This window comes from Gammaproteobacteria bacterium (assembly GCA_019911805.1).
Taxonomy (GTDB): Bacteria; Pseudomonadota; Gammaproteobacteria; order Thiohalobacterales; family Thiohalobacteraceae; genus JAHJQQ01.
The window spans coordinates 1-12,966 of record JAIOJV010000024.1 but is presented as its reverse complement, the minus strand read 5'-3'; the positions used below and the strand labels follow the sequence as shown (position 1 = coordinate 12,966).

General features: G+C 60.3%; 10 protein-coding genes and 1 CRISPR repeat array. All 10 genes read right to left on the bottom strand.

What is annotated here, in order from left to right; translation table 11 throughout:
* Nucleotides 1-38 precede the first annotated feature (38 nt).
* Nucleotides 39-3,670: a CRISPR direct-repeat array (repeat unit 29 nt; unit sequence CGGTTCATCCCCGCGCATGCGGGGAACAC).
* 99 nt (nt 3,671-3,769) lie between these two features.
* A complete protein-coding gene (cas2, locus tag K8I04_01795; protein ID MBZ0070450.1) occupies nt 3,770-4,069 on the bottom strand; it encodes a type I-E CRISPR-associated endoribonuclease Cas2 in 300 nt (99 codons plus the stop codon).
* Nucleotides 4,050-4,973: a type I-E CRISPR-associated endonuclease Cas1e gene (gene cas1e / locus K8I04_01790; protein MBZ0070449.1), complete on the bottom strand. Its 924-nt coding sequence runs from the start codon at nt 4,971-4,973 to the stop codon at nt 4,050-4,052. Before cas1e ends, cas2 begins: the two co-directional genes overlap by 20 nt.
* Nucleotides 4,970-5,341, bottom strand: coding sequence for a DUF5615 family PIN-like protein (locus tag K8I04_01785; GenBank protein ID MBZ0070448.1), 372 nt, complete (start codon nt 5,339-5,341; stop codon nt 4,970-4,972). The genes cas1e and K8I04_01785 overlap by 4 nt, the downstream gene beginning before the upstream one ends.
* A complete protein-coding gene (locus tag K8I04_01780; GenBank protein ID MBZ0070447.1) occupies nt 5,338-5,577 on the bottom strand; it encodes a DUF433 domain-containing protein in 240 nt (79 codons plus the stop codon). The genes K8I04_01785 and K8I04_01780 overlap by 4 nt, the downstream gene beginning before the upstream one ends.
* Before the next feature lie 110 nt (nt 5,578-5,687).
* Nucleotides 5,688-6,368, bottom strand: a complete 681-nt coding sequence (cas6e, locus tag K8I04_01775) for a type I-E CRISPR-associated protein Cas6/Cse3/CasE (GenBank protein MBZ0070446.1) — start codon at nt 6,366-6,368, stop codon at nt 5,688-5,690.
* The gene (cas5e, locus tag K8I04_01770; protein MBZ0070445.1) at nt 6,355-7,053 is read right to left on the bottom strand and encodes a type I-E CRISPR-associated protein Cas5/CasD; all 699 of its coding nucleotides are present in this window, start codon (nt 7,051-7,053) and stop codon (nt 6,355-6,357) included. Before cas5e ends, cas6e begins: the two co-directional genes overlap by 14 nt.
* A gap of 4 nt (nt 7,054-7,057) precedes the next feature.
* Entirely contained in the window at nt 7,058-8,224 is a 1,167-nt protein-coding gene (gene cas7e, locus K8I04_01765) for a type I-E CRISPR-associated protein Cas7/Cse4/CasC (GenBank protein ID MBZ0070444.1), read from the bottom strand.
* Nucleotides 8,221-8,745, bottom strand: coding sequence for a type I-E CRISPR-associated protein Cse2/CasB (casB, locus tag K8I04_01760; protein MBZ0070443.1), 525 nt, complete (start codon nt 8,743-8,745; stop codon nt 8,221-8,223). The genes cas7e and casB overlap by 4 nt, the downstream gene beginning before the upstream one ends.
* Nucleotides 8,742-10,283 carry a type I-E CRISPR-associated protein Cse1/CasA gene (gene casA / locus K8I04_01755; protein ID MBZ0070442.1) on the bottom strand — a complete coding sequence of 514 codons (1,542 nt, stop codon included), beginning with the start codon at nt 10,281-10,283 and terminating at the stop codon, nt 8,742-8,744. Before casA ends, casB begins: the two co-directional genes overlap by 4 nt.
* Nucleotides 10,280-12,952 (bottom strand): CRISPR-associated helicase Cas3', encoded by a 2,673-nt coding sequence (gene cas3, locus K8I04_01750; GenBank protein ID MBZ0070441.1) that lies wholly within the window; start codon nt 12,950-12,952, stop codon nt 10,280-10,282. The genes casA and cas3 overlap by 4 nt, the downstream gene beginning before the upstream one ends.
* Nucleotides 12,953-12,966: the final 14 nt, after the last annotated feature.

The following is a 12,966-nucleotide window of genomic DNA, read 5'->3' as shown; positions in this document are numbered from 1 at the left end:
GAACACTCCATCGCCACTGGTATCGGCGGTCTTTTGGCCGGTTCATCCCCGCGCATGCGGGGAACACAACACCGTGCCAGCTGAGAACACGCCCCAGGGCGGTTCATCCCCGCGCATGCGGGGAACACCCGGTCGAGATCGAGGATTGGGCGTAATGCTGCGGTTCATCCCCGCGCATGCGGGGAACACCATCCATCGCCATGCGCCGTAAACGCACTGGTCGGTTCATCCCCGCGCATGCGGGGAACACTTACGGACGACGGCACAGCTCAGATCGACAAGCGGTTCATCCCCGCGCATGCGGGGAACACGACTTATTCCACAGCATCAACTTTGATGCGAGCGGTTCATCCCCGCGCATGCGGGGAACACCCAATTCGGGAACATTTCCAGTTTGAGTATTTCGGTTCATCCCCGCGCATGCGGGGAACACTCCTCTGCTGGGTCGTGCCCGCTACAAAGGGGCGGTTCATCCCCGCGCATGCGGGGAACACATGACATCGCCTGGGTGGAAGAGGCGCAAAGCCGGTTCATCCCCGCGCATGCGGGGAACACGCCCACAGAACAAGCTGGAGCTTGTGCGGCATCGGTTCATCCCCGCGCATGCGGGGAACACATGCTCTTATAGCGCCGCAGATTCAGACAAACCGGTTCATCCCCGCGCATGCGGGGAACACTACGGTGGGCGAGGCTCGGCAAAGTCTCACAGCGGTTCATCCCCGCGCATGCGGGGAACACTGACGGATCAAGCGTCTCTGCCGATGCACATGCGGTTCATCCCCGCGCATGCGGGGAACACGCCGTTGTTGGGGTTTGCGTACTCTTTGGTGATCGGTTCATCCCCGCGCATGCGGGGAACACTTTCCTTCGCCTCCTGGCGCTCCTTCTGCTCCCGGTTCATCCCCGCGCATGCGGGGAACACAGCGACGCACTCGCATACTGCGCATACAAACGCGGTTCATCCCCGCGCATGCGGGGAACACAGTTGGAATCCTCGGCGGATCGCTCAGTACCTCGGTTCATCCCCGCGCATGCGGGGAACACGCAGCGCCAGGACGGCCCGTAGCAGGCCACAACGGTTCATCCCCGCGCATGCGGGGAACACTCAAGCGGGTTAGGAACCCGCTCACCGTTTGGCGGTTCATCCCCGCGCATGCGGGGAACACTCTTTGTTCAACTTCAACCCGGCAAGATCCGGCGGTTCATCCCCGCGCATGCGGGGAACACTCCCGAACAGACAGGCCCAGCTTGACCGCTATCGGTTCATCCCCGCGCATGCGGGGAACACGGCCTGAATCCGTGGACAAAGGAAATCTACGCCGGTTCATCCCCGCGCATGCGGGGAACACAGTTCGCCGAGCAAGCAGAGAAACTTTGCAAGCGGTTCATCCCCGCGCATGCGGGGAACACTTCGCCGCGCTCTCCGCAATCCTCTCCGCCTGCGGTTCATCCCCGCGCATGCGGGGAACACTACAAGAGGCGCACCCAAAGGCAACCAGAACGCGGTTCATCCCCGCGCATGCGGGGAACACCGGCGTTCTGTCTGAGATCACGGCTGCGGGCACGGTTCATCCCCGCGCATGCGGGGAACACATACAACCGACCGCCCAAAATCTCCACATTGACGGTTCATCCCCGCGCATGCGGGGAACACGGCGACGGAAAAGTTCTCGATGCGGCGGACCTCGGTTCATCCCCGCGCATGCGGGGAACACAGCTCCGAGCTTGGCTTGCGTATCGTCGGCCTCGGTTCATCCCCGCGCATGCGGGGAACACGCACCGTGGCGGACTTGTAATGGCCGAAATGTTGGTTCATCCCCGCGCATGCGGGGAACACCCGCCATGAATCGATGCCCCACACGTTGTGACCGGTTCATCCCCGCGCATGCGGGGAACACCCGCCTTGACATTACCTATTCGGTGGTCATGCCGGTTCATCCCCGCGCATGCGGGGAACACGACCACACGCCGGAGAACTGCGGCCCGGAAAACGGTTCATCCCCGCGCATGCGGGGAACACCCTGTCGGGTGCTGAGGTGGGGACGGTGTATTCGGTTCATCCCCGCGCATGCGGGGAACACGGCGTTCTGTCTGCGATCACGGCTGCGGGATCGGTTCATCCCCGCGCATGCGGGGAACACGAATTGCCGCCTATATTGAGGCTGGAACTACGGCGGTTCATCCCCGCGCATGCGGGGAACACGTAAAGTGGTTTGCGGCGAGTTACCCGGAAAGCGGTTCATCCCCGCGCATGCGGGGAACACTTCTGGAGCGGCGAAGGGGTCGGTGCCGCTGACGGTTCATCCCCGCGCATGCGGGGAACACTGATTGCCGGCGGCCTGCAGGGTGTACCAGGGCGGTTCATCCCCGCGCATGCGGGGAACACCCTCGGAGGCGCTCCGAATCGCGCATGAGAAGCGGTTCATCCCCGCGCATGCGGGGAACACACCGATCTGAACCGTACCGACATACACGCCAGCTGGTTCATCCCCGCGCATGCGGGGAACACTAGCGCTTCCGGTTGAACTCAACGCTATCGAGCGGTTCATCCCCGCGCATGCGGGGAACACGCCTGGACCTCAGGGTCTGACTCTGTTTTCGACGGTTCATCCCCGCGCATGCGGGGAACACGTTGTCGGATGGTACTGAGTGGATCGATGCGCCGGTTCATCCCCGCGCATGCGGGGAACACCAAAATAATGTCGAATCCGCGATGGCGATGGACGGTTCATCCCCGCGCATGCGGGGAACACGGTGCCTTGGAGTAGCAGACCAAGCGCACACGCGGTTCATCCCCGCGCATGCGGGGAACACGACCACGCCTGCAACCTCTGCGGCGAATTGGTCGGTTCATCCCCGCGCATGCGGGGAACACGGGCAGACCTACACGCCGGGCTGCCCCAAGACCGGTTCATCCCCGCGCATGCGGGGAACACTTCGCCGGGACCGGGTATTTGTGGGGCCACCAGCGGTTCATCCCCGCGCATGCGGGGAACACGAGAGCGGGCGTAGCAATGTGGTCCCTTTCGTCGGTTCATCCCCGCGCATGCGGGGAACACCCGCTGAATCTGCGCCAGAATGGACTGATAGGCGGTTCATCCCCGCGCATGCGGGGAACACTGCCCAAGTAGCGGGCAAGTCAGCCCACGTGTCGGTTCATCCCCGCGCATGCGGGGAACACTACGCTGGCTGCCCCGCCGCCGACCCCGTGAGCGGTTCATCCCCGCGCATGCGGGGAACACATGTAGGCGGTTTGCTTGCGGGTTTTAAATGCCGGTTCATCCCCGCGCATGCGGGGAACACCGCCCACGAGAAGACGTTCAACCAAGAGATTTGCGGTTCATCCCCGCGCATGCGGGGAACACATCTATCGCATCCAGCCACCAGCCATGTGCCGCGGTTCATCCCCGCGCATGCGGGGAACACTGGACACACAAGCGGATGGCGTCCAGAAACGTCGGTTCATCCCCGCGCATGCGGGGAACACCTAGGCAAGCCGAAAATAATTTAGGCTCAACGCGGTTCATCCCCGCGCATGCGGGGAACACTCTTCATGCCTCCCCGGCATGGCAAATCGGAACGGTTCATCCCCGCGCATGCGGGGAACACAGATTCATAGTGCGGGGTGCATCTGCGTTCGGCGGTTCATCCCCGCGCATGCGGGGAACACACTTCTTCCATCTCGCTGAAATTGCAGCGAAAAAACGGCATCCTCTTTTCTACCGATCAAATCGGCCCGCCGGAGAGGACACCTTGTGGTTCCGAATTGTTAAAGAACTTCCCCGTTGTCTGCAACCGGGAGGAAAGAAACGAGCTTGGTTCCATCGAGTTCTAGTGGGATGCGCCGGTTAGTGCCTAGCGTTACAAAATCGAAGCCGGCTTCGTTGTTCGTTTTCCAAGCCATCACCGCATTACCGTTTTCGATCCCCTTCTCAACCTGGCACCAAATGTGATCTCGCACCTTCGCTGAGTAGTTACCGACATAAACGCCTGCGCGAATTTCCAGCAGCCAGATAGCCAGGCGGCCACGTAGGCGTGGTGGTGCATTTTCAAGTACGATGACCAGCATCACCGAGGCTCTCGGGGTTGGGAATGGCAGGTGGTTGAGCGTCCTCGGGTGGTTCCGGTGGCGTGACTTCGCCTGCGGCGAGGATGACCTCGATATCCGGGATAATCCGTTCCAGCAGTCGGGATTTACGGAAGATATCTCGGCAACCCAGTCGTACGGCTTGTTCAGGATTATAGGGTTTCTTGGCGGCAATACCGAAGGCGACGGATACCACGGTCTCGAATTTGTAGATGTCAGCGATGTCGTAGACGAATGACAGCGGCTTTCCGGTGTGGATGAAACCCACGGCAGGTGCATAACCCGCCGCAAGGACAGCCGCTTCAGTTACGCCATAGAGACAGGCGGTCGCCGCCGACAGGCAGCGGTTGGGGAGATCGCCTTTGTTCCAATCGGACGTGTCGTAGTTACGCGCTTTCCAATTCACGTTGTATTTCGCGGCCAGACGCTTGTACATCTCGCGAACGCGCGCCCCCTCGATCCCACGCAACTGCTCGACACTTCTGCGCGCTGGCGGTTCTTCACCGAAACGGACGGCGTACATCTTGCGCACGACTTTCAATCGCAAGCCGGGATCGAGCGCCAGTTGTGCCTGATACAGCAGACGATCGGCACGCGCGCCGCCGGGCTGCCCTGAGGAGTAGAGCCGGACCCCAGCTTCTCCGACCCAGACGAGTAAGGTTCCAACACGGGCGGCAAGCGACGCGGCGGCATGGGAAACCCGTGTGCCGGGCTCCAGCATAAGGCACGCCACGCCACCAATGGGGACATGGGTGCGAACGCCGGTTTTGTCCACCACCACGAACGCACCATCGAGGACATCCAGATGGCCTTTCTCGATAAACAGAACGGAGAGGCGTTCTTTGATGGGAATGGGCTTGAGCGGCGGGAGCAGAGGAGTGGTCATGGCACTTTGGCGGGAAGCGGACGGTATCTGATGGTGTGTTTATCGATCACGATGAATTGGCTATTTGCCTGCATTGGGTCTCCCAACAGAGAAATCATCCAGCTGGTGGGCTTATCCGCGGGGCAGGGTTCCTGCCGCGGGTAGAGGATTGCCGGCGGGGCAGGGCAGTGTTTGGAATACACCAGTTCACCGTAATCGCGATCGAATGTCACGAGCCAGCGGTTGGTTTCACGGATTTTCCTGAGAATGGCCTCGGCGGACGCGCCCGGCATGAGTTCCCGTGCGACTATTACATCGACGCCTGCGCCACGCAGCCTGCACAAGGCCGGATGGGGGGAGTTTTCATTGACGACCAAGGTTTGTTTCACGCGGAGGCTTTGTGATTCGCGATGTATTGTTCGTCATGCGGCATCTCGGCCACGAAGGCCAAGGCCGCCAAGATATCTTCGCGGGTGATGTACGGGTAAGCTTCGATGATCATATCGAAAGTCCAGTCGTTGGCCAGCCAACCCACAATGAGCTCGACAGAAATACGCGTGCCCTTGATGACGGGTTTCCCGAGCGGAATGTCAGGATCGCTGGTTATGCGGTCTCGCCAGTCCATCTGAGGACCCTCAGTGGTTCCCATGCTGTGGCCCATCGTCGGCTTCTACAGGAAGGAATTTAAGTGCGCCGGACGAGCAAGAGCTCACAGCCAAAGACTTTGGTTGGGGCTCACTTCGCAATCGGCACAACTGACAGTAACCCCAATCCCATCACCTTACCGTGACCGATCCCGTTTTCCAATGTACTCCGGAAACGTGTGGAGTCGGTTGCGGTCAAGTGTCCTTCGAACAACACCGAAAAAATCTGGATTGTGTTGCCACCGTGCTGGTGCCCTCTCAGCATCTGCTCATAAGCGACACGGCAATCGGAGTAGGCATAACCAGGCGGCTGTGACAGGAAATCGAAGTAGTCTGCCGACTTTGGCTCGGCCAGTACATAGCCGTGCCGCTCGCCCTTACGTTGCAGCCATTCCATTTGTGCGTCACGATTAATCAATCCCTGCCGCCTGCCGTGTACAGTCCTGCACGGGTTAGCACGCAAACGGAATCGGAACGTTTGCCCTGCTTCGAACGTATCGAACGCGAGCGTCTTGCCGGGTTCGTCCTGGGCCAGCCATTCCGGTACAGGTATCCGTGACCAGTCGGGCATTTCACTGGATTGAATCAGTACGCGTGGTCGGCCCTCCCGATCGGTTTCCGGTTCCAGCCGCCATAACAGTGATCCTGGCGGACATCGGGTTTCTTCTGGAAAGAATGCGCGGCAAAGCGTGGCGTGCATCTGGTACGGGTCGGCCAGATCGCGGCGGGCCTCCTTGCAGCGCGGGTTTAGATGAATCCTATACAGGCGCATTGATATCCTCCTGTGGCAACGCCATCCACTTGGAACGCACATAGCGCGCGCCGAAACGCCGCTCGGCAAACGAGGACAAAGGCTGATCCATGCGCAACGCCCCACTGCCATCCTGCGATTCTATCGATACCAACAAGCGCTCGGGTGCGCTTTCCCAACGTCGCGGTGTCGCGATCCACGGCTTTGCGGCCAGCGCTTCCAGCAAAGGCGCATCGACGACGCTGTTATCCAGCCAGACGGGCTCGGAAGGCACATAGGACTTGCGCCCCAGCGCCAGTAGCCATACCGGGTTTTGCAGCGCGGCGTGTGCGCGTTCGAGGAGGTTGCGATCCGCGCCTTCCAAACCGACCAAGAACACAGCGTCGGCCAAGTAATGGCGCTGTGAGGTCACGCCATCATCGGATAACGAACCATTCGCGCGCCGCATCTTGTCAGCCGCGGCACAGCCTGCAGTTTGATAGTCGCGCTTCAATACTCCTGGCCGGTCGTGGCGCACGGCCATCGTCAGCGCAGCCAGTGATTTCAGCTCGTCATTCCACACTTCTCGGTCTATCCCCAGTGCTGCGGCGAGCAGGCCGATCACGCCGGACTTGCTCGGTTCTTTGCTGGTATCGCGTTGGTCGAAGCGGCTGGTCGTGCCCCAGGACTGCATCGGCCCCGCCAGTCGTAAAAGCAGAGTCGGCATGGCATTAATCCTGCGCGGCTTGGAGGGCTGCTTCCAGCACAGCGTCCAGCGAGTCCCTGACCATGCCAAACCCGTTCAGCTCGGCACTGGTGAGGTTGAGGGCGAAGGTCTGGCAGTTCCTCGGGTAAGCCTTTTTCAGCGCATTACCCTTCTCGACCAGCGCCTCGACTGATTTGCGTGTCAGCGACTCGCCGGTTTTGGCACGAACCGCTGTCTCGAACGCATTGGCGAGGTTGTGCGGCGCGGCGTCATGGCACACCGTCACGGCAACGAATTCCGGAGGGTTGTGTGCCGCGAAACTGTTCTGTTTGCCAGTGGGCTCGGCTATGACGAACCCTTGCAGGAAGGTGTGCAACCCCTTGGCAGCGAGTTCCATGTCGTCTTGTAGGTTTTCGACCAGCTTCGCCCAGTCAACGACGGCGTAGCGGTAGTAGCAGGCGGAGTTAAATTCCACCGTGCCCATCATGTCGGCCCCGGCGGTGTCCTCCGGTTTCAAGTCATCCACCGCAGTGTAGAAATCGAATTCACGCTCGACCGCATGTGTCGAAATCGCATGCGCGACCTGGCAGGCGGCGTGCTGGTTTTTATCAGGCATGTCGGCCAACATGCGGCCGAACAAGGCCACATCGACAGCCTTGCCGCCGTCGAAAGCGGATTCGATTCGCGCCTGGACTTCCTTCGGCGCGCTTTTTGCGGCGGCTTTTTTGGCCTTGCCCTTGGCCTTGCCCTTGAGCTTCTCTTCGTCACTCTCTTCCGCCGCGATGATCTGATCCCAGCATTCGTCGATTGTCGTGGTGAGCGCGACAATTTCGCGTCGACCAAGAAACAACAAATATTGCGTCTTGCCGTCGTCCGCTGCCTTGAGTTTGACGTAGGAGAGCGCGATTTTAGCTTTCGCCAGCGTTTCCGCCGGGTCGCGTTTACCCGCTAGTGCATCGACGATGGCTTGATAGACGCGCTTGGTACGCACCGCCAATTCATCTTCGCTGAACACGCCTTCGCGGACTTTCTCGTCGAAAAACTGCCGCACAGCACGCTTATCGCATTGGCTCGACACTCGCGCCCGACGCGTGCCGCCAAAGAAAGCGTCCTTGGGCGCGCCGGTGTCGTCGCGGTTGAGGTTGGATGGCGCAAAGTTTTGCAGGACGTGAACTTCGATCAGGGTTTTCATTCGGCGGTCTCCATTTCAGTTTCAGTTTCAGGTTCGGTTTGTTTGGAAGGATTGAGAGTGCGGTAGAAGTCGCGTGCCCAAGCGTTCTGGGTGGGTTTAGATTCGCTGTTCCAACGCAGCAGGTCGTCCAGCAGGGCTTCAAAATCGATGGACTGTTCGCCCAGCAGCGCGATCATCTGGCGCAGGCGGTGTGGGAGTTGTTCTCGATCTGCATCCAGCAGACTGATGAAGCGTCGCTCGGTGCTGGCCGATCCGCTTTTGAGCTGGTGTGCTGCGCAAGCGTGAGCCAGCGTTAGTGCTGCGTCTATACGGCCTTCACGCCAATGCGCAGCCCACAGCGCGGCGACGAGGTAATGCATGTCACGGCGCCAGCCGGTTTCCTCGCGTTTCAGAAAAGGCTCGATGTAGGGAAAGGCGGGAATGTGCTGACCGGGGTTGAAGGCCAGGCTGCGGCGCAGGACCGCGCGCACCTTGCCGTCCGACTCATTCAGCTTTTCCAGCCAGGCGATGAATCCGCTCATGCTGTTTCCTCCTGTGGGTTACGACGCGTTTCGTATTTTTTGATCTCTTCGATCAGTGCTTTGATCTGCTTGCCGATGGTTCCTTCGGCGCGAACCAGGGCCCGGATAGCCCAGGCGTCACCGGTCGAGACGCTGGCGGCGTGTTGCGCCCAGGTATCGTGCAACGCCGCACGCACGGCTTTCAGCCAGTCGAGACGGATGTCATCGGCGTCACGTTCCAATGTGTAGTGACGCAAGGTGTCGTGGAACGCGGCTTCGAGGCGCGACCAATAGCTGGTGCTTGCGGTCATTTGCTCGACGAACTTGCCGATATCCTTGGCGTCCGGCTCACGCTCGCCACGACTCAGGAGGTCGCGTGCAAAGCGACGGCAGGCTTGCCACAGCGCTTTCTGGGTTTGTTCGGCGTCAGTGAGCAGCTGGTAGATTTCGGTGCGGATGGCGCGGTCGCCGAGCAGAGCTTGCGGTAGAGCAAAGCGCTCCATGCGCCAGTATTCGATCTTGGCTTCAATCCGTGGGTTGTTCGCCAATCCTAATGCCAATACCGATTGTGGAAAGCGGTCGCGAGCAAAGCGTGTCAACGCAGCCGCGTGCTCAATTACGGCAGGAGCTAGATGTGTGTCGTCTGGCATTAATGTGTCAAAATCTCGCCACAGGCCCCGGTCCTTGAACTGGATCGGTAAGCGACCTTTGTCCTTGTCTATTCGATAAGCGAGCATGGGGTCGAGGCTGTCTTTTGATGAGCTTTCGACGCCGGAAGCGAAAGCGAGTGTGCTCACGTTGCCCACCTCGTCGCCGCGCAGATGAATTGAACGGGTGCGCCATGTGTAACGATCTGCAAATCCGGCGATGCTGCGTTTGGCGCCGGACTTCAACTTGTCGGCGGTGTCGGGGTCACGCTCCCATATGGGAAGATCCTGTGCGATGACAGCGCGGTTCTGCGGAACAAGGCATAAAAGCAAGGTGTCTTCGAGAGTGCGCCCGAGAGGCAAGAACATCGCAGCTTTTGTTGAAGGGGCTCCCTTCGTGTACTGGAATTCGCTGTTACCGCCGCCCAAAGCAAAGGTCTGGATCGCAAGTACCCATCGCACAGCCTTATTTTCCGGAATGTCACCTGGACGAGTAACGTTAATGTGATCGAACAGAATCTTTGCGTTGTTCGCATTGTGCTCGGCTGCAAGCACGGTCCATGCGTTCCACTTTTTTGGTTTGAAATCGGCAACTTGGAAAAATGGCTTTTTCTCGTCAAATAGCCAGAATCGCTCCCGCCATTGCCCCAGATAGGCGTCGATCTCGTTTGCTGGCAGTCCTGCTTTGAACCAGCCTTTGGCTTGATTGATGTCGGTCGGCCCTTCCAGTGCGCGATAGAGCACGGCGAGCAGAAAACGGTGCAGGCTCGCCACAACCAGCGGCGAGGGGTCTTCGATGACGGCGATGTCTTTCGCGCGTAGCAAGGTGTCGCGGATGCCAAGCTCCGCCCGGCTTCCGTCCGGGAAACGCACGGGAATCCAGGGTTCATCGATCAGATTGAAGCGGCTCATTCGGCCTCCTTTGATTCGTAAATCAGCCCTAACTCATCGTCCAGCCGTACGCTCACGTCGTCTATCCAGCGTGATGCTGCGTCCAGACACAGCGGGTAGGCGTTGCGCAGCAGTGTACTTTTTCCCCAGCCTTCCGGAATGCCGGCGTGTTGCAGGGGCTTGACGATGCTCTTGTGCGAGATGCTCATGGCGCGCAGGAACCAGGCTTTGGCTTGCTGGAAATCGGGCGTTGCGTCGGCGTTGAACGCATCTGCCTCCCACAGCGGGATGACGACGACGGAATCGTCGCCAAGGCGAGTGTGTGCCATGAGCGTGCGGTGAACACCGGGTTCGTCTTCATCATAAAGATTGAAGCGCGCGGGGTCATTCCACGATGCATCGTCGGGGAAGCCAATGATGGCTCGGTCGGCTTCAAGGATATGCGCTTGCCGCTTGCCTTCGTTTTCGGTGAGCGCACGGTCGTGGCGATCCTGCAGAACATCCGGGACTTCAACTGTTTCTTCGTACACCGCCTGAACATAGGGGTCGATGGCATCGGGCAGCGTGATTTCGGGCTGGCTCCGCAGCAAACACCAGGTGCGCAGCAAGACATCTTCGCGGTACACCGCGCCCCACCACAACGGTTTGCCGAAACTGGGCGGCGTGTCCTCGACAAGCCCGGCGACGATGAGTGTCGGCTTTGCCAGCGGACGTGCACCGCGCTGGTGCCGCCACAATCGGCCTGCGCGTTGTAGCAGCAGGTCGATGGGGGCGAGGTCGCTGGCGATGAGGTCGAAATCCAGATCGAGGCTTTGCTCGGCCACCTGGGTGGCGATCAGAATCTTGCGCCCTATGCGCCCGGAGGCTGTGTGTTCATCCGGCGGGCCGAACATCGCCAGCACCGCGTCTTCGCGTTGCTGGCGGCAGTTGGCAGGAAAACGTGCGTGGAATAAGAAAATCTCGGTGTCGTCGGCAAGCCGTTTGCCGATGGGCTGGCCGTCGGTGAGGACGGGCTCGCCCTCGGGATAAAGGCCATAGAGCGCCTGCGCGCGCTGTACGGTGTTGACCAGCGCCAGGGCGTAACCGCCTTCTGCAAGCCGGCTGTCGAGCGTATCGCGCAGAGCGGGGAGTTCGGCCGTGATGGGCTGGATCGTGATCTGCCGGCGTCGGCTGGGGTCGGCGGCGAAGGGAATCTGGCCGACGTTCCGGTCCTGCGCGTAGACGGAGAGGCGAGGGTAGCCGGTGTCCGTTTCTGGCATCTGAGCGCGTGTCAGGTTCGCCAGCTTGCGTCGGAAATCGGGCGGCAGCGTCGCCGACAGCAGGACGACCGACGAGCCCAGCGTCAATAGCCAACGCAGCAAGTGCAAGAGCAACGTGCTGGTGTAGGCATCGTAGGCATGGACTTCGTCGAACACCACGACACGATTGGCCAGCCCCCAGAGCCGCACGAACTGGTGGCGCACCGGCAGGATGGTGAGCAGCACCTGATCGATGGTGCCGACGCCGTATTCTGAGAGCAGCGCACGCTTCTTGTGGGTGAACCACTCGCCCGCGCGCACGTCGCCCAGCGATTGCGGATCGTGGATGCCGCTGGGGTTCAAGCGTTGAAAGTCATCATTCAGCAGCGCCCCGCCGTGCAGCAGTTGCAAGTCGAGTGACCGTTCGAAACCCTGGCTTTTCAGGAAGCGCAGCGTGCGCCGGAACATGGCGTTACCGGTAGCCTTGGTCGGCAGCGCGATATACAGGCCACGATGCCCGAAGCGGCGTTGCAGTTCCAGATGGGCGTAGTACGCAGCCTCGGTTTTCCCCTCACCCATTGGCGCTTCGACGAGCAGGATGGCGGGCTGGCTCAAGGTGACAAGCGTGTTCGCCATAGCTTGTTGCAAAGGGCGGGGCGGGAATCCAAAAACCTCGTGGAAGGTTCTCGGTGAGGTAGCGAGCGGTGTGCGCGTCGCCCATCCGATCAAATTGAGCGCCTTACCAGCTTTTTCAGCACGGCGTCTGTCGAACCACTTTTGCAGGTCTTCGCAATCCTCGGGTGTGCCGAAGTCGAATTCACCTTCATTCGAGCCGATCCAGTCGGCGAAACTGGTCAAGCCCGCGAGCAGCATGAAATCGGGGCCATTGAGGCTTGTTTTGGTCGGGGTAACTTCTGGCGCGAATACTCCCCGCAGCGCTTCGAATAGAGCGCGGCGAGCTTCATGCCATTCAGACTTGCCAAGTGCGCGGCGATTGCCGGACAGAGCATCCAAAGTTTTCGGCTTGGCGCGTTCGCCGTGATGGCAGCCCACTGCGTCGGCGACGAGTGCCGCCAGATCTTCTGGCCAATCGAGTTCGAGCAGCAGTTCGGATAGCGCGACTTGACTGACGAAAGCATGGTTGACCGTCGTATCTGGGCTCGCGCCCGCATCCAGACCGGAAAGATTTTTCCATTTGCACTGGAAGCCAGGGCAGCCCTTACCCAGATCGTGACAGGCGATCAGCAGCAAGAGCCAAGGCCGCGCTTGCATCCAGTCCAACCCTAGTACTGCTGCAAGCCGGTCGCGGGTGCTTTGCGGCTCGCGCGCCAGGATCGCGTCGGCGCAGGCGGCGACGTCGAGCAGATGCAGGATCAGCGGGTGCCACCGCGCATCATTTTCGTTGGTTTTGGCCCAAAAGTTGTTCAACACGCTTGTATGCTCTCTATCGATCGGCGGCAGTTGAG